Origin of the sequence: Tannerella serpentiformis (assembly GCF_003033925.1) — a bacterium.
Lineage (GTDB): Bacteria > Bacteroidota > Bacteroidia > Bacteroidales > Tannerellaceae > Tannerella > Tannerella serpentiformis.
Map to the genome: position 1 here is coordinate 1,946,422 of NZ_CP028365.1, position 18,547 is coordinate 1,964,968.

The following is an 18,547-nucleotide window of genomic DNA, read 5'->3' on the forward strand; positions in this document are numbered from 1 at the left end:
ACTTCTCAGAAGCTCTCCTTACTTATAACAATCCATCACCTCATGCTTGACAACCAAAACAGAGCATGCATAGCCGTAACTGCGGGAGGGGGCGACGTCTGCCTTCTCCCGCAGATGGCTAATAGGCATGGCCTCATCGCCGGTGCCACAGGCACGGGCAAGACTTGCACGCTGCAAAACATGGCCGAGACATTCAGTCGCATGGGTGTCCCTGTCTTTGCCACCGACATCAAGGGCGATCTCTCCGGAGTGGCCCGCCCGGGCGGTGGTAACGCCGCCCTGCAACGCAGCGTGGACGCGCACCACCTTGCCGAACGAGGCTTTGCCTACGCCGCCTCACCCGTCTGCCTCTGGGACATCTTCGGCGAGGCCGGTCATCCGCTGCGCACCACCATCTCCGAGATGGGACCGCTGCTCCTCAGCCAGCTGCTCGACTTGAACGACATCCAAAGCAACGTCCTCTCGATCGCCTTCCGCATCGCGGACGACGAGCAACTCCTGCTGCTTGACCTCAAAGACCTCCGCAAAATGTTGGAGCACATCGGCCAAGAGCGCACCCGCTACACCACGGCCTACGGCAATATCTCCGTGGCCACCATCGGCGCCATACAGCGTGGACTGCTGGCGCTTGAGGAGCAAGGCGCCGACCATTTCTTCGGCGAACCGGCCTTCGACATCCTCGACTTCCTCCAGCCACGCGACGGCCGCGGCGTCATCCACATCCTCGAGGCCGAACGCCTCATGCGCTCCCCGAAGCTCTATACCACCTTCCTCCTCTACCTCCTTTCCGAGCTTTTTGAGCGCCTGCCCGAGGTGGGCGACCTCGACCGGCCGCGCCTCGTCTTCTTCTTCGACGAAGCCCACCTGCTCTTCAATGGCATAGCTCCCTCGCTGCTCGAAAAGGTCGAACAGGTGGTCCGGCTCATCCGCTCCAAAGGCGTGGGCATCTATTTCTGCACACAAAATCCGGCCGACATCCCCGACACTGTTCTCGGTCAGCTCGGCAACCGTGTGCAGCATGCCCTGCGTGCCTTCACCCCGCGCGACCAGAAAGCCGTCTCGACGGCCGCCTCCACCTTCCGCCCCAATCCCGCTTTTGATGCGCGCACAGCCATCACAGAGCTTGGCGTGGGCGAGGCGCTCGTCTCCTTCCTCGACGCCGCCGGACGGCCATCCATCGTCGAGCGCGCTGTCATCATCCCGCCTGAGGGCCGCGCCGGCGCCCTCACCGCAGACGAGCGTCGGGCCGTGATTCAGTCGTCGCCCTTCTTGGGCAAGTATGACCAAGCGGTCGACAACGAATCGGCCTTCGAACTCCTCACCGCTCGCATGGAGCGCGCCAGCCGTGAGCAAGCCGACGCCCTCCGCGAAAAGGAGGAGCTGCGTCAACAAAAGGAGCAAGAGCGTCGCGAACGGGCCGAGCGTGTCGAGCGAGAGCGCCTCGAACGCCAGCGCCAGCGCGAGAAGGACAACAGCCTCACGGGAAGCCTCACCAAAATGGCCTCCACCAAAGCCAAGCGTGAGGTGATCAATCTCCTCTTCAAATTCGGTCGCGGCCTGCTGGGATCGCTCCTGAAATAGCCATAAGGCCCGCATATCATACCGATGTGCGGGTCTTCTTTTTGGGGGGAATACCGACCTACACTGTCAATCCGGCTTTTCAGACTTGAAAAACGCCAACCTACACTGTCGATGGGGCATTTCGGATTTGGAAAGCCTCGATCTACACTGTCGATGGGGCATTTCAGACTTGAAAAACGCCAACCTACACTGTCGATTCGGCATTTCGGATTTGGAAAGCCTCGATCTACACTGTCGATGGGGCATTTCAGACTTGAAAAACGCCGACCTACACTGTCGATCCGGCATTTCGGATTTGGAAAGCCTCGATCTACACTGTCGATGGGGCATTTCGGACTTGAAAAACGCCGACCTACACTGTCGATGGGGCATTTCAGACTTGAAAAATACCGATCTACACTGTCGATTCGGCATTTCGGATTTGGAAAGCCTCGATCTACACTGTCGATGGGCATTTTCATGGGGAAAATGTGGATTTGAACAGCGCTGGAGGCCCTTCCGTACTTTCAAATGCGTCCCGTTCGGCATCTCCGCAATTCCGAAAAAAAAATACTTTTGCGCTCGTGCTACGAATCCCGCTACATATCGAACGCATCCTCCTTGTTAATGATTGCGTAATAATCCCGGATTTCGGAGGCTTCATCCTCCGGCGGCATGCTGCCGTCCACAAAACCCGGGAATGTGCCTTCCTTCCCGCCCGAAAAGAAATCGTTTTTAATCCCACGCTCACCCATAACGACGGCCTGCTGGCCGAGTCGTATATGGAGATGTACGGCATGGATTTCAACGAGGCGCAACAGGCTATCCGGCACGACGTCAGCGCCCTGCTGGCCCAGCTCGACGAGGAGGGCATCCTCCGATTGGACGCTATCGGAACGCTCCGTCGCAACGATGACGGTGCGCTCCTCTTTGATCCTATCGATCGAACGCCCCTTTATGGCATCGGTTCTTACGGTCTACCTTTATTTTATATGCCGCCGCTCATCCCCGAACCGTCCGAGGCCCAGCCGATCAACCAACCTACTGTTCCCGATTCGATACCCGTCACACGTCGCCTGATCCCTGAGAGTGTAAAGGCGCATCTCCCCGCCGCCCTGCGTGTGGTGGGACAGACGGCCGCCGTAGCCGCCGTCGCATGCGCCTTCTATTTTACGGTGTCCACACCCGTGAAGGAGGTGGATCGATCAGCCTATACCGCCGGCTTTGTCCCCTCTGAATTGCTCCACGATCTGAGCGAAAAAACGCCCGCCGCACCGCCCGCGCCTGTCCCAGAGATTCAGCCGGAAGGGGAGGGGCAAACGAAGACTCAAAAAGCAGCAGAGAAAAAGAGATATAGGATCGTCATCGCCAGTCTGGATCGTCTCGAAGCCGCTGAGCAGCTTGTCTCGAAGCTAACGCCCGCTGATCGGGCTCGAGCTCGAATCCGGATGAACGGAGTGGTCCGCAAGATCCGCGTGATAATCGGCGATTATACGGATCGGAAAGAGGCGGAGGCCGAGCTGGCGCGGTGGCGAAAGAATCCCAAGTTTGAAACAGCCTGGCTCATCGTCGGACCTTAAAGCATAGATCCTCTTCCTCTCCCCCAAAAAGTGAGGAATACAATACAGTCATTTTTTTACACAGTAAAACGAAGAAATTTATGGCAGAAGCAGCAAAAGAGAAACTGTTCTCGGAGTTCCCGCCCGTCACCACCGAAGAGTGGATGGCCAAGATCACAGCCGATCTAAAGGGCGTGCCGTTCGAGAAGAAACTGGTTTGGAAAACGGGCGAAGGATTCAATGTGAATCCGTTTTATCGCGCCGAAGACATCGAAGGACTGGCCACCGCCACCTCGTTGCCCGGAGAGTTCCCCTACGTGCGCGGTACGAAAGTCTGCAACACGTGGTTGGTCCGTCAGGACCTCGCCGTCGACGATTGTGCGGCGGCAAACGAGAAAGCCAAACGCCTCATCGCAGAGAGTGGCGTCACGGCCCTCGGTTTCAATGTAAAGAGTACCCTCATCGACGCTGCGAACATCGCCACGTTGCTCGACGGCATCGATCCGGTGGCTGTAGAACTCAATTTCCGCACCTGCAACCATCGCGTGACGGATCTGATCAGCATCCTCGCTGACTATTTCAAGGCCAAGGGCGTCAACCTCGACGAGGTCGTAGGCTCCGTGGCTTACGATCCGCTCAAGAAGCCCCTCGTTAAGGGTGTGGCTTTGACAGGCGCTTGGGTGCAGGAAGCTGTCGCTGTGGTGAACGCCGCCGAAGCTCTGCCGGGCTATCGCGTGCTGGCCGTCAACGCCGTCAACCTCAACGACGCCGGTTCGTACATCACCCAAGAGCTAGGCTATGCGCTGGCTTGGGGTAACGATTTGATCGCCAAACTGAGCGAGGCCGGTGTGCCCGCAGAGAAGGTGGCGAAGAAGATCAAATTCAATTTCGGTATCTCGTCGAACTACTTCTTAGAGATGGCCAAGTTCCGCGCCGCACGCTGGCTCTGGGCCGAGATCGTCAAGGCCTACAACCCCTCGTGCGACTGCGCCTGCAAGATCCGCGTCCATGCTCGCTCGTCGATGTGGAACATGACCGTGTTCGACGCCTACGTAAACCTGCTCCGCACGCAGACGGAGACGATGTCAGCCGCCATCGCAGGCGTTGACTCCATCACTGTCCTGCCGTACGACAGCGTATTCAAGACGCCCGACGAATTTTCGGAACGTATCGCACGCAATCAGCAGCTCTTGCTCAAGGAAGAGTGCCACTTCGACAAGGTGGTTGACCCCGCAGCGGGTTCCTATTACGTAGAAGTGCTGACGCAGTCGATGGCTGACGCCGCATGGAAGCTCTTCCTCGAGGTAGAGGATAAGGGCGGATTTGCCGCCGTAGCCAACACGGGCGAAGTGCAGAAGGCCATCAACGAATCGAACAAGGCACGCAAGAAGCTCGTTGCCACGCGTCGCATCAGTCTGCTGGGCACGAACATCTTCCCGAACTTCACGGAGATGTCTGGCGACAAGATCGAGAAGAAAGAAGAGGGCACCGGCCACGGATGCGGTTGCAGCAAAGACGCCTCGATCGAGAAGCTCGACTTCTCTCGCGGTGCATCGGAGTTTGAAACCCTGCGTCTGGCCACGGAGCACAGCGGCAAGCGCCCGAAAGTGTTCATGCTGACCATTGGCAACCTGGCCATGCGTCTGGCACGCTCGCAGTTCTCGTCCAACTTCTTCGCCTGCGCAGGCTACGAGATCATCGATAACCTTGGTTTCGAGACCGTGGAGGCTGGTGTGAAGGCCGCTCGCGAGAAGAAGGCCGACATCATCGTGCTCTGCTCGAGCGACGACGAGTATGCCGTTCATGCCCCTGAAGCTTTCAAGCTGATCGACGGCAAGGAATTGTTTGTGGTGGCAGGTGCGCCTGCTTGCATGGAGGAATTGAAAGCTGCCGGCATCGAAAATTTCATTCACGTGAAATCGAACGTGCTGGAGACCTTGCAGATGTTTAACGCGAAACTTCTTTGATGGAAAGATCTTATGAGACCGAACTTTAGAAACATAGATATCAAGTCAGCCGGCTTTGTCGCTACGGATGCGACGGCTTGGGCAAAGTCCAACGGCATCACTGCCGACTGGAAAACGCCTGAACACATTCAGGTGAAATCCGTATACACGAAAGAAGACCTCGACGGCATGGAGCACCTGCACTACGCTTCCGGTCTGCCCCCCTACCTGCGCGGCCCGTATAGCGGTATGTACGCCATGCGCCCTTGGACCATCCGTCAGTACGCCGGATTCTCCACGGCCGAGGAGTCGAACGCCTTCTATCGCCGTAACCTCGCTTCGGGTCAGAAAGGTCTCTCTGTAGCCTTCGACCTTCCGACGCACCGCGGCTACAATGCTGACAACCCCCGCGTGGTGGGCGACGTAGGTAAAGCTGGTGTGTCGATCTGCTCGCTGGAGGACATGAAGGTGCTCTTCGATGGTATTCCCTTGAGCAAAATGTCCGTATCCATGACCATGAACGGCGCCGTGTTGCCCGTCCTCGCGTTCTACATCAACGCCGGTCTGGAGCAGGGGGCTAAGCTCGAGGAGATGCAGGGAACGATCCAGAACGACATCCTCAAGGAGTTCATGGTGCGTAACACCTACATCTATCCGCCCGAATTTTCAATGCGCATTATTGCCGACATCTTCGAGTACACCTCGCAGAACATGCCCAAGTTCAACTCCATCTCTATCTCCGGCTATCACATGCAGGAGGCGGGCGCTACGGCCGACATTGAGATGGCTTACACCCTCTCGGACGGTATGGAGTACCTCCGCGCAGGTATCAACGCCGGTATCGACGTCGACGCCTTCGCTCCGCGTCTCTCCTTCTTCTGGGCCATCGGTATGAACCACTTCATGGAGATCGCCAAGATGCGCGCTGCGCGTATGCTCTGGGCCAAGATCGTGAAGAGCTTCGGCGCAAAGAATCCCAAATCGTTGGCGCTGCGTACACACAGCCAGACGTCGGGTTGGTCGCTCACGGAGCAGGATCCGTTCAACAACGTCGGCCGTACCTGTATCGAGGCCATGGCCGCTACGCTCGGACATACCCAGTCGCTCCACACGAACGCCCTCGACGAGGCCATCGCCTTGCCGACGGACTTCTCCGCTCGTATCGCCCGTAACACGCAGATCTACATCCAAGAGGAGACGCAGATCTGCAAGGAGATCGACCCCTGGGCCGGTTCCTACTACGTGGAGACGCTGACGAACGAGCTCGTGCACAAGGGCTGGGCGCTGATCAAGGAAATCGAAAGCATGGGCGGCATGGCCAAGGCCATTGAGACGGGTCTGCCGAAAATGCGTATCGAGGAAGCCGCCGCACGTACGCAGGCTCGCATTGACTCGGGCGTGCAGACGATTGTCGGTGTGAACAAGTACCGCTTGGCTAAGGAAGCCCCGATCGACATCCTCGAGGTGGACAACCGCGCCGTGCGTGAGGAGCAGGAAGCCCGCCTGAAGGAGTTGCGTGCCGAGCGTGACGAGGCCGCCGTACAGAAGGCGCTGGCTGACATCACCGAGTGCGTCCGGACGAAGAAGGGCAACCTGCTGGCATTGGCCGTTAAGGCCGCCGGACTGCGCGCTTCGCTGGGTGAAATCTCCGACGCGTGCGAGGCCGTAGTGGGACGTTATAAAGCAATCATTAGAACCATATCAGGCGTGTATTCATCAGAGACAAAGAACGACAGCGACTTCCAGCGTGCCTGCGAATTGGCCGAGAAGTTCGCCAAGAAGGAAGGCCGTCAGCCGCGTATCATGATCGCCAAGATGGGCCAGGACGGACACGACCGCGGCGCCAAAGTCGTAGCCACGGGCTATGCCGACTGCGGTTTCGACGTGGACATGGGTCCGCTCTTCCAGACGCCGGCCGAGGCTGCGCGTGAGGCGGTCGAAAACGACGTGCATGTGCTCGGCGTATCGTCGCTGGCTGCAGGTCATAAGACGCTCGTGCCGCAGGTGATCGAAGAGCTGAAGAAGCTCGGCCGTCCGGATATCCTCGTGATCGCCGGCGGTGTGATCCCCGCGCAGGACTACGACTTCCTCTACAAGGCCGGTGTGGCCGCCATCTATGGCCCCGGAACCTCCGTGGCCAAGGCTGCCTGCCAGATTCTGGAGATCCTCTTAGGGGAAGAGAATAAGTAAACGGCATCGGCGCAGAAAATGCGCTGAAGGTGGAGTCGAGGGGGGAGCGCCCTCTCTCCTCTCCCCACGCTCCACGACTATAACGAAACAGGGACGAACCCCCGCGATGGGATGTTCGCCCCTGTTTTCTTTTTGTATGCGGCGCCCCAACCGCCCGGGGGGGGACGCGCGCAATCAATTACTCCTCCGGCAGACGGATATCCGGATCGCCACCCGTACCGCCGCCTTCAGGCTTCTTGCCGCCGCCCTCTTCGGGCTTCTTCGGATCGGGCTTTTTAGGCCCCTCCTCCGGGTGCTTGATGTCCGGCTTATCGTCGGGCTTGGGCGTGTTCGGCTTAGGCTCCTTGGGCAGCTTGGGATCCTTCGGATCCTTGGGCTTGCGTTGCGCAGCCTTCATGCGATGCGTCGTCTTGTAGGCCGCCGTGGTCTTGTTCAGCTCTTTGATCAAGTTGGCGATGGCCTTGCGATCCTCGTCGGTGGCGGCATAGAGGAAGGCCGCCTCGATGTAGCAGCAGACCGTCTCGTAGGCCGCATCCGTCTCCGCCCGTACGACTCTCGAGTTGGGCAGATCACCCTCGGGCGACTCCACGCGGCGCTCGGCTCGCAGGTTGATAAACTCCGTGTTCAGCGCCCCCAGTCGGGTGACGGCGTCGGTCAGTCCGAGGGCGGTCACGTCAGTCGTCTGCTTGCTCAGATCCTCCAGCAGTCCGCGGATGTTGGCCGTCTCTTCGTCAAAAGCGGCGATCTGCGAACCCCCGTAAGGCTTCAAGGTGCGTGCGATACGTTCCGCTGCTTCGGCCACCGCTTCGGTGGGGGAGAGCCTCTGGCTGCGCACCGAGGTGAAGATGAAGGTCAACACCTTATCGCGCTTCTTGTCGGCCTCCTCCAACCGCTTGGTGTAAGCCGATTCCGTCACTGTTTTGTTGACCTGAATCTCTTTCTCACGCCTGCCGTCCCAGGCCGCCATCAGCCCAGCGGGCAGCTTCAGCTTCGTCTGGTCAAAAGCCTTGACCCGCGCATACTGTTCGTTCTGGTACTCTACATGCAACGATAGGGTGAAAATCCCGCTGTTGCTTGGCTCAATTTTCTCGACCCATGGAAGGTCCTTACTGTTCTCATTCATTTCCTATAGATTATTAGTGTATCTCTTTCTGTTTATCGGATAGGTGACCCGTCATGCGACATTTTGGGAAGCCTGCGTGCCAGCGGCGCCGTCATGCGACATTTTGGAGAGCCTGCGTGCCAGCGACGCCGTCATGCGACATTTTGGGAAGCCTGTGTGCCAGCGGCGCCGTCATGCGACATTTTGGGAAGCCTGCGTGCCAGCGGCGCCGTCATGCGACATTTTGGTGAGCCTGCGTGCCAGCGGCCCCGTCATGCGACATTTAGGGAAGCCTGCGTGCCAGCGGCGCCGTCATGCGACATTTTGGGAAGCCTGCGTGCCAGCGGCGCCGTCATGCGACATTTTGGAGAGCCTGCGTGCCAGCGGCGCCGTCATGCGACATTTTGGGAAGCCTGCGTGCCAGCGGCCCCGTCATGCGACATTTCGGGAAGCCTGCGTGCCAGCGGCCCCGTCATGCGACATTTTGACGCCACCTTCGACCCAGCAACCCTGTCAAGCGACTTTTTGCGGTGAATCCTATCCGACTTAGCGAGGGCAAAGGTAGGCGTGTAGAGCTGGAATGGCAACAGGAGTGCGTTATCCGTTTTTGAGGAATCGAAGCGGGAAAATCGCGCTGATGGCCCCGTTTTTCCCTAATATCCACCACGCATGACGCTGGAGATCCGTGAAAAAACGTAGCCGCTGGCGAAGGCGAAATCTTTTCCGCCCCTTTGCGGCGCATTTACGCTTGAACATGGCCCAACTATCAAACAAAAGAGTGCCCCCCGTGAACGGGTAAACTCGACCGTAATAACTAAAACGACGATAAAAGCGCTGGCGCCCCGAACAGAGGCGTCAGGGCAGATTCCAAATCAATAAAGTGTTACAAAATGAAGAAGAGAAGAATTTCTGGTAGGACGTTCGCTATGGCCCTTGCGGCCACGACGTTTTTTGCAGCACCATCCCACGACGCTTGGGCCTCCAGCCCGGACGCCAGTGGCCGGAATGGAGAGGCCAGCCTTCGGGCACCGCTATCCAACCCCGCAGTATCCGATGGTGATCTGCTTGGCACCTGGACCATCAACCGGGTGAAGGTCAAAAAGACCGTCGACGGTGTCTCCTCCGAGCGCACCTATTCGGCCGGTCAGAAGGTGGAGTCGTTCATCCCTTGCCCTCAGAGATGGAGGATGATGAATAGCAAGGAGTTGGAAATGTATTTTGAGGATGGGCGGAAAGAAGTGCTTGAGTATAAGTTGGGAGACGGACAGTTCTCCATCAACAGCTTGGGCGCCATTTTTGACTATTCGTATAGCGTGAATGGGAATACGATGACCTTAACGTCGATCTTTAAGTACGGCAAAGAGGAAGAACAATTGATCGTGGATTTGAAAAAGCAAAATTGATCGGAGTATGAAGCGAATAATTACACTATTCCTCCTCTTGGTATTTGCGTGTTCTCTTGGTGCGCAAGTCGAGACGCGAGGGTCTGATTTCTGGATTACGTTCGGTAATAATGCAAACGCCCCATCGAATGGCGTATATCTGCAGTTGCGAATCGTAGCCAAACAAGCGGTAACGGGTCGGATTACGTTTACGGAGAACAACAAGGTTGTTCCCTTCTCAATCTCAGATAATGACGCGTTCAATTACACCCTGACTCAAGAGGATAGAGCTGCCTCCTACTCCCTTGAAACGAGGATAAGCAGCAAGTCTATCCGAATCCAAACGGACAATGATATTCCCGTGACGGTGTATGCCTTTAATACCTATGCGGCATTGGCTGATGCGACGAATTTGTTGCCTGTCCCCACACTGGGAAGCGATTATTATCATTTGGGGCGAGCTGCTGTTAATAGTAATTTTACTGACAACTACATGGTTGTAGCCACTCAGGATAACACGATCGTCTACGAGAATGGAAATGATGTGGCACACCTTTCAAAAGGGCAAGTCTATTTCAGACGAGCTGATAACATGAGCCAAGATTTGAGTGGACGTCACATCACCTCAAACAATCCGATAGCCTACTTCACAGCCCACAATTATCATCAGATAGATGGTGGTGGTGACAATATCTTCCAGCAATTGACCTCCACCGAAACTTGGGGTACCAAGTTTATTGTACCGGTCAGCTTGAGAGGTGTTGAATTGATTAGGATTGTTGCGTCTCATAATAACACCAAGGTTACGCAGACCGGGGCGGTACTCCCTAAAACGTCTACACCTGCTCAACAGACTTATACACTTAACGCCGGAGAGTTCGTAGAGCTTCAGATTTCATTAGCTAATAAGGGCTGCTATATCGAGAGTGATAAGCCAGTGCAAGTCTGCTCCTACATGGTGGGAATGAATTACAATAATGGTGCGGTTGGTAATGGTGATGAATCGCTTGTGTGGATTCCTCCTGTTGAGCAGTCTGTGCAAACAGCCTTGATTGCACCATTTGGTTCAGATAGGTTGTCGTCTCATTATGCATTGATCGTGACCCCTACCGCGACAAAAGAGAAAACGACCATTAAGATTGGGGCTGGACAGACGATGCTTTTGAGTAGTCAAAACGGTACGTGGTATGACAATCCGAGCTCCGGTATGTCATTCTACAACCTACAGCTTACGGAGTCTTCGGCCTCTTATCTGTTTGACAACGAAGAGGGCCTTATTGTTTATGGATATGGCTTTGGATCTTTCATATCCTACTACTACATGGCAGCATCATCCCTACGGCAGCTGAACCCTTCATTCTATATCAATGATGTCCATTTCCAAAATGCGAATGGGCAGACGTACTGCAATGGCTCGTTCAAATTCAAGGCTGAATTGAATTTCCCGCTAAGTGCGAATCCCGGACATATAAAATGGTATGTCAACGGAGTCGAAGAGCCCACCGCTCAAGATAAGATCGAATGGACGAAGTCGTCATTCCCATTGAAGACCCCTCAAGAGATCAAATTGGTCGTTATCGGAGAAGATGGAAAGCAGCTCACGATAAAATCTACGATAACAGTAGTAGATCCCAAACCATTGAAGATTACGGGTGACCGTTTTATCTGCCCACCTGCAAAAAATACGGTGTTGACAGCTGAAAGTGGTCCGACACGTTATCAGTGGTACTATAATGGCAATCCTATTTTAGGAGCCATAGAGAATACATACACGGTTACGTCGGATAAAGCGGGTCAATACTCAGTAATTGGCTCGTATGGTAAGTGCACCTCCCCGATGAGTGACACCGTAACCGTGGTAGACGGCTGCAACGCTACGCTCAATGTGACCTACAACGGAAACGGCAGTAACAGTGGCACGGTGCCGACGGACGAGAAGAGTCCCTATGTCGAGGATGCCGAAGTGACCGTAAAGGGCTTGGGCGACCTCAAGCGTACGGATGCTACGTTCATCGGTTGGAGCTTTACGCAGAAGCAAGGCGTCATCACCGCCAAGAGCGACGAGCCGACCGACCTGAAGAAGGAGAACGACAAGTTCACCATCAAGACCGATACGACGCTTTACGCCACATGGGCCGTCGATAAGAAAGGTCCCAATGGCAACGGTGACAATGTGCCCGACTACCTGCAAAACGGGGTGACCTACAACGGTAACGGTGGAACCGGTGCCGCTCCGACGGATGATAACCTCTACAACGCCAATACGCAGGTTGAGGTGAAAGATTCCGGCAGCCTCGTTCGTACGGGTGCAGCATTCGTCGGCTGGAGCTTCACGCAGAAAGAGCTGATCAAGAAGGCCAGCGAGGTGCCAAGCGACCTGAAGACGAAAGGCCAGAACTTCACCATTACCCAGGACACGACACTCTTCGCCGTATGGGGTGAGGACAAGACCGGCCCGAACGGAACCTCTGACGGTATCCCCGACTATCTGCAAAAGGGTCTCACCTACAACGGTAACAACCAAACCAGTGGCGACGCTCCGGTAGATAACAACCGCTATAACAGCGGCACGTCAGTAGCTGTAAAAGATTCCGGCACGATGGTTCGCACCGAGGCCGTGTTCCTTGGCTGGAGTTTCGCGCAAAAGGGTCTGATCACGCAGGCCGCGGATGAACCCGCAGACCTGAAGAAGACCGGTGCCCACTTCAACATCACGGCCGATACGACGCTCTTTGCCGTATGGGCAATCGACAAGACGGGCCCGGGCGGTACCCCCGACGGTAAGCCTGACTACAGCCAAGCCGGCGTGACCTACAAGGGCAACGACAATACCGGTGGTACGGCTCCGGTAGATTCGAAGCTTTACAATGACAACGACGATGTGAAAGTGCTCGATAAGGGTAGCTTGGTTCGTACGGATGCCGTCTTCCTCGGCTGGCTCTTCGAGCAGAAGCCTCTGATCACGAAGAAGGCTGATGTACCGGCAACGATCTACCAGAAGGATGCCACCTTCAAGTACTCGGCTAACCAGAAGACCCTCTTCGCACTCTGGGGAGAGGATAAGACTGGCCCGAACGGGACCTCTGACGGTATCGCTGACTACCTGCAAAACGGTGTCACCTACAACGGCAACAATCAGAGCAGCGGCGCGGCTCCCGTGGACGCTAACCGCTATAACAATGGTGAGAACGTAACGGTGAAAGATTCTGGTTCACTGGCACGCACCGAGGCTGTATTTATCGGCTGGAGCTTCACACAGAAACCTGTAATCACGAAGGCCGCAGATGAACCTGCCGACCTGAAGAAGAAGGGTGCTACGTTCGCAAGCACAAGCGATACGACGCTTTACGCTGTATGGGCAATCGACAAGACCGGCCCGAACGGTACGCCTGACGGTAAGCCGGACTATAGCCAGGACGGCGTGACCTACTATGCTAACGGTGGCACAGGCGACGCTCCGACGGACAACAGCCTCTATAACGACAATGACGAAGTGACCGCGAAGGATAAAGGCACCTTGGCACACACGGAGGCCGTGTTTATTGGCTGGCTGTTCAATAGCCACGCCTTGGTTACGAAGGCTGCCGATGTGCCGACAGGTCTGAAGCAATCCGGAGACAAGTTCAATTACTCGTCTACGACCAATAAGCTCTACGCTATCTGGGGTCAGGACAAGACCGGCCCGAACGGCAACTCGGATAATATCCCCGACTACCTGCAGAAGGGCGTTACCTACGACGGCAACGAGAACTCTACCGGTACAGCACCGACGGATGACAAACGCTATAACAGCAATGACGCAGTGACCGTCCTGGGCAAGAATGATCTGACCCGCGATAAGGCCGCGTTTGTTGGCTGGAGCTTCGGTAAGAAGTCGCTGCTGACCACGAAAGCCGAGCACGATGCAGTGACCGACCTGAAGAAGGAACACGAGACGTTCACCATCACCACCGACACGACGCTCTTCGCCGTATGGGGTAAGGACGAAACCGGCCCAGCTGGACAGAGCGATGATGTGCCCGACTACCTACAGATGGGTGTGACCTACGACGGTAACGGTGGCACAGGCACAGCGCCGACAGATGCCAACCGCTATGACAACAACGCAACCGTAACGGTGAAAGACAAAGAACAGCTGACCCGTAATCAAGCCGTATTCATCGGCTGGAGCTTCGGCGTGCATCCTTTGGTTGAGACGTCGGCCGCACAAAGTGCAATAACCGATCTGAAGCAGCCAGGTGGAACCTTCGCCATCACGGCCGATACGACGCTCTATGCGGTATGGGCAGTAGATAAGACCGGTCCGAGCGGCACACCAGACGGCAAGCCAGACTATAGCCAAGATGGCGTGACCTATCATGCTAATGGCGCCAGTGGCACGGCTCCGCAGGATGCCAACCTCTATAATAATGACGACCAAGTGACCATCAAGGATAAGGGCGACTTGACGCTTAACCAGACGGTATTTATCGGATGGCACACTTCAAGTGTATCTGTAGTGACAACTGCATCCGCTGTACCGGCCGACATGAAGCAGCCGAATCAGCAAGTGTCTTACTCATCCGCACTCGCAAACCTATACGCCGTATGGGGTGAGGATAAGACGGGTCCGAACGGTCAGAGCGACAATGTGCCCGACTACCTGCAGAAAGGCGTGACCTATGTTGGTAACGGCAATGACGGTGGTACGGCCCCTGTGGATAACAATCGCTACAATGACAGCATGATGGTTACCGTGAAGGGCAAAGGCACCTTGACGCGTACAAAGGCTGCCTTTATTGGTTGGAGCTTTAGCACCTCAAGTCTGATCACAGCCAAGGCCGATGAGCCAAGCGGTTTGATGAAGCCAGATACAGCCATTAGGATCACATCTGATCTGACCTTCCATGCCGTATGGGCTAAGGATGCCAACCAGAATGGTATCCCTGACTATGACGAAGTGTTTGTTACATGGAATCCGGGAGCTCAGCCTCGGGCCGGTAAGCAGAGGACTGAGCCCGTATCGAAAGGCACCCTTCAGTTCAAGGCCAACGGCTTTGCCATACGTGGTTATGTTCTGCTCGGATGGTCTGAACAAAAGAAGCCCGTGGTGACAAGTCAGGCAGCGGAGAATAGCCTATCCAATTTCCATAGGCTCGGAAGTCAGTACGACATTCAGGAGGATAAGAAGTTCTTCGCTGTATGGGCGATCGATAAGGACAACAATGGTTCACCTGATTACAATAATGCAGTGGTTGAGAAGCGCTCGTAATTGAGAATCTTGTCAGAGGATCAGACAGATCAGACAGCGCCCCAGCTTGAAGCAGCCGCCATCCGCGTATGGGCTCATGAGGGTGTGCTCTATATCGAGTCCGACCGTCGTACACGTGCAGAGGTCTACACCCGTAGCGGTGCGTTGTACAAGCGTATCGACGTAGCCGAAGGGCAGACACGCGAACCGCTCGCCGAAGGCTTCTATGTGGTAGTCATCGACGGCAAGACGCACAAAGTGATAGTACGGTAAGCAGATCATCTGCTACGGCCCCCCCGATTGAATGGATGGGGTCGGAATAAGTGAAGAAGCGGGCATGCCTATCCAAGGCGTGCCCGCTTTTCTTGTCTATGAACCCCAATACAAGGAAGTGAGGGGAGAAGTAGGGTGACCGCATCAAAAATGGTGGTGGGCCTGAGGTATACGCCTGGTTTTGCTCTCGACACCCCTCCGGAACGTATGTTCGACGAAGGGATGGACTTTCTTATTCCAATAGGATGTTTCCGATAGAGCGTTGTAGCGGCTAAAGTGCTTTTGGAAATGCTTGCAACGGTGTTGCAAACGCCAGACAGTTTTTCGGAGTACTTGCAGCGTCCCTGCAAACTCCAAAAGGTTTTTCGCGGCATTTGCAGCATTCCTGCAAACGCCAAAAAGTTTTTCGCGGCACTTGCAGCATTCCTGCAAAGACCAAAAAGTTTTTCGGAGCATTTGCAGCATTCCTGCAGGTCTATTAGTATGGAGGAAGCCTAAGGAAGGCAGTGGGAAAAACGATCGGGTTTTGGGTGATAAGTGCATCGGTTCTAACGGATTTGCATCGGCAAAGAAAAGGCAAAGCGTTGGGATCGATGAAGACGGAGCGTAACCAAATCGTTACCTATGATTCGAGAGGTAACGAAAACGCAAAATACGGCGGTAAACGTCTTTTGGTGAAACGTGCGTATTGCGCTTATTTGTAGCGTTTTGTATAGCTCTGAATACTTCGCTGACAGGTAACTTTGTACACCCTAAAAACCCGAAGTAATGAAGAGAGAAACGATGAAGGTTTTGCTCTACCTTAAAAAGAGCAGCATAGACAAATCGGGACGGGCACCAATCATGGGGCGCATCACGTATGCCGGGACAATGGCTCAATTCGGTAGCAAATTTTCTTGCCCGCCCGACCTCTGGAATCCCCGTGAGAGCCGCCTTAGAGGCAAGAGCCGGGAGGCCGTCGTCACCAATGAGAAGTTAGACGATCTGATGTTGGCCATTAGTCAGGCTTACCGGACACTGGCCGATCGGGGTGTGGCCTTCACGGCCACCGACATCAAGGAACGATTGCAAGGCAATGCCCACAGTCGGACGACCTTCCTCGAACGCTACGACCGGCTGTTGGAGGAAGTAGATGCACGCGTCGGCGTCGATCTGACGAGGCATTCGGCGCTGAAATACCATCAAGCGAGAAAGCACTTCACCCGCTTTATACGGAGCCGTTTCGGCCGGGAAGACATGACTTTCAGTGAGATGACGGAGGACTTCTTCCCGCAGTTCGAGCGCTATATCAAAGGGGAGTTAGGACTCTCTGACAACTCCTTTCTTCGGCTGTCTTGCATGCTGAAAAAGGTGTGCCGACTGGCTTACCGAGAAGGTCTCTCCGACCGGCCGCTCTTCGAGGGAATCTGCATCAGGCGTGAGAAACGAAGCGCACCGCGATCGCTCGACCGGACGGCCTTCGACCGACTGCTGACACTCACCTTTCCACCGCATCAAAAGGACTTGGCGATTGCCCGCGATCTGTTCGCGTTTACCTGCTACACCGGGGCGGCCTATTGCGACATGGTGCGGCTTACGCGCTCACACCTCTTCCGAGATGATCGCGGCGACCTATGGCTAAAGTTCAAACGGCAAAAGACAGAATCGCTCTGCCGGGTGAAGCTCCTGCCCGAGGCCGTGGCGCTCATCGAGCGTTACCGCTCCGACGAGCGGGAGACACTTTTCTCGCCGATCCCTTACTACACTTACCTCATCCGACTGAAGGCCGTCGGACTGAAAGCGGGCCTCGCATTCCCGCTAACGGCGCACGTCGGGCGACACACGTTCGCTACGCTGATTACGCTTGAAAACGGTGCACCCATTGAAACCGTGAGCCGCATGTTGGGCCACGGTAGCCTCAAAATAACCGAGCGATACGCCCGCGTCACGTCGCGCAAACTCTTCGAGGAGTTCGATCGTTTCCTCGCCTTTACCCAAGATCTTCGTCTGACTCTTTAACCCCGGAATCTCATGCGCAGCACATTTAGAATCCTGTTTTACATCAATCGAAACAAGGCGAAAAAGAACGGAAAGGCAGCCGTGCTCTGCCGAATCACCGTGGACGGCCATTCGGCGGTTATCGCTACCGGTGAGGAGTGCGCGCCCGAGGCGTGGCAGACAAAATCGGGTGAGACGGGCGACCGGAAGATCAATCTTCGCTTGCAGGCCCTTCGCGAACGAATCGAAGCGAGCTACACGACCCTCCTCCGCCGGGAGGGTGTAGTCAGTGTCGAACGGCTGAAACTCCGGTTGCAGGGAGTGAACGAGACTCCGACGATGCTTTTGGAAACGAGCACAGAGGAACTGCGAACCGTGGAAGCCTGTGTGGGCCGCTCAAGGAGTCCCGGCACCTATCAAAATAACCGCCGTTCTGACAGTGGACTGCGGGACTTTGTTCGCAGCCGTGGCGAATCGGACATTCCGATCCCGACACTCGCGCCGGACTTCTTCGATACGTATCGTTTATTTCTGAAGCGAAGGGGCTACGCTGTGTCCACGACAAACCGGTACCTCCATTGGCTCGGCCGATTGATGCGCCGCGCGATTGCCCGCGGCGTGATCCGTTTCAACCCGTTCGAGGGGGTGCGATACGAGACGGAGAAGTATCGCCCACGCTTTCTGCAAAAGCATGAAGTAGAGCGTCTCCTGGCCTTTCCCGTCCGAGACGAAGCCACGGAGCTGAGTCGCCACATGTTCCTCTTTTCGGTCTTCACAGGGCTGGCTTACGCCGACTTGCGGACGCTCCGAAGGTCGCAGATCGAGACGGACGGCGCGGGTCGGCGATACATCCGAAAGGCGCGACAAAAGACCCATGAGGAGAGCCTCATCCCTCTTCACCCGATCGCCGAACAGCTCCTTTCGCTTTACCTGAAAGATGATAAGACGGAAGGCCGCAGGATCTTCCCTGACGCGAGTTACTTCCTATTAACCCATCGCCTCAAGGCTATTGGTAAGGCATGCGGCCTCCACGAACCGCTAACATTTCACGTCGGGCGTCACTCGTTCGGCACGCTCACCCTCGAAGCAGGGATCTCTATGGAGAGCATCGCCCGCATGATGGGCCACGCCTCCGTCACCACCACGGAACTCTACGCCCGCATCACCGATCAGAAGATTTCGGAAGATGTAGATCGGCTCATTGCCCGAAGAAGGAAGGCGGGGGAAGGCGGTGCCGCGCCGGGTAACCGGATGGGAAAAAGCCCGGAACAGGGCGCATAGGTTTGCAGTTGTGATTGTCAGATAAGACAGAAGAATAACCTCAAGAA

General features: G+C 55.7%; 10 protein-coding genes and 1 pseudogene. 10 read left to right on the plus strand and 1 reads right to left on the minus strand.

Features of this window, described 5'->3' with window-relative positions; all coding sequences use genetic code 11:
- Positions 1-42: 42 nt before the first annotated feature.
- From C7123_RS08165 to scpA, 4 genes are all read left to right on the plus strand, one after another.
- Positions 43-1,581 (plus strand): helicase HerA-like domain-containing protein, encoded by a 1,539-nt coding sequence (locus C7123_RS08165; protein ID WP_069174692.1) that lies wholly within the window; start codon positions 43-45, stop codon positions 1,579-1,581.
- Between the two features lie 563 nt (positions 1,582-2,144).
- Entirely contained in the window at positions 2,145-3,140 is a 996-nt protein-coding gene (locus C7123_RS08170) for an HU domain-containing protein (RefSeq protein ID WP_159049874.1), read from the plus strand.
- Positions 3,141-3,220: 80 nt separating this feature from the next.
- A complete protein-coding gene (gene mutA / locus C7123_RS08175) occupies positions 3,221-5,086 on the plus strand; it encodes a methylmalonyl-CoA mutase small subunit (RefSeq protein ID WP_069174694.1) in 1,866 nt (621 codons plus the stop codon).
- 12 nt (positions 5,087-5,098) lie between these two features.
- A complete protein-coding gene (gene scpA / locus C7123_RS08180) occupies positions 5,099-7,255 on the plus strand; it encodes a methylmalonyl-CoA mutase (RefSeq protein ID WP_069174695.1) in 2,157 nt (718 codons plus the stop codon).
- 178 nt (positions 7,256-7,433) lie between these two features.
- On the opposite strand, the gene C7123_RS08185 is transcribed toward scpA, so the two are convergent.
- On the minus strand, positions 7,434-8,378 hold the full coding sequence (locus tag C7123_RS08185; RefSeq protein WP_069174696.1) for a DUF6261 family protein: 945 nt from the start codon (positions 8,376-8,378) through the stop codon (positions 7,434-7,436).
- A gap of 869 nt (positions 8,379-9,247) precedes the next feature.
- Here C7123_RS08185 and C7123_RS08190 point away from each other — a divergent pair.
- The 6 genes and pseudogenes from C7123_RS08190 (at position 9,248) to C7123_RS08210 (ending at position 18,500) form a co-directional block, all read left to right on the plus strand.
- Complete coding sequence (locus C7123_RS08190) at positions 9,248-9,760, plus strand: hypothetical protein (protein WP_038010487.1); 513 nt, start codon at positions 9,248-9,250, stop codon at positions 9,758-9,760.
- Between the two features lie 7 nt (positions 9,761-9,767).
- A pseudogene (locus C7123_RS13625) lies at positions 9,768-10,967 on the plus strand (IgGFc-binding protein); the annotation flags it as partial.
- 609 nt (positions 10,968-11,576) lie between these two features.
- A complete protein-coding gene (locus C7123_RS08195) occupies positions 11,577-14,990 on the plus strand; it encodes an InlB B-repeat-containing protein (protein WP_069174697.1) in 3,414 nt (1,137 codons plus the stop codon).
- Positions 14,991-15,242, plus strand: coding sequence for a hypothetical protein (locus tag C7123_RS08200; RefSeq protein WP_159049875.1), 252 nt, complete (start codon positions 14,991-14,993; stop codon positions 15,240-15,242).
- A 768-nt stretch (positions 15,243-16,010) separates the two neighbouring features.
- Positions 16,011-17,240, plus strand: coding sequence for a site-specific integrase (locus C7123_RS08205; protein WP_069174699.1), 1,230 nt, complete (start codon positions 16,011-16,013; stop codon positions 17,238-17,240).
- A 12-nt stretch (positions 17,241-17,252) separates the two neighbouring features.
- On the plus strand, positions 17,253-18,500 hold the full coding sequence (locus C7123_RS08210; RefSeq protein WP_069174700.1) for a site-specific integrase: 1,248 nt from the start codon (positions 17,253-17,255) through the stop codon (positions 18,498-18,500).
- Positions 18,501-18,547 lie beyond the last annotated feature (47 nt).

Coding starts and splice junctions, on each gene's coding strand:
- C7123_RS08165 (WP_069174692.1), top strand. CDS start 43: ATGCTTGACAACCAAAACAGAGCATGCATAGCCGTAACTGCGGGAGGG.
- mutA (WP_069174694.1), top strand. CDS start 3,221: ATGGCAGAAGCAGCAAAAGAGAAACTGTTCTCGGAGTTCCCGCCCGTC.
- scpA (WP_069174695.1), top strand. CDS start 5,099: ATGAGACCGAACTTTAGAAACATAGATATCAAGTCAGCCGGCTTTGTC.
- C7123_RS08185 (WP_069174696.1), bottom strand. CDS start 8,378: ATGAATGAGAACAGTAAGGACCTTCCATGGGTCGAGAAAATTGAGCCA.
- C7123_RS08190 (WP_038010487.1), top strand. CDS start 9,248: ATGAAGAAGAGAAGAATTTCTGGTAGGACGTTCGCTATGGCCCTTGCG.
- C7123_RS08195 (WP_069174697.1), top strand. CDS start 11,577: ATGAGTGACACCGTAACCGTGGTAGACGGCTGCAACGCTACGCTCAAT.
- C7123_RS08205 (WP_069174699.1), top strand. CDS start 16,011: ATGAAGAGAGAAACGATGAAGGTTTTGCTCTACCTTAAAAAGAGCAGC.
- C7123_RS08210 (WP_069174700.1), top strand. CDS start 17,253: ATGCGCAGCACATTTAGAATCCTGTTTTACATCAATCGAAACAAGGCG.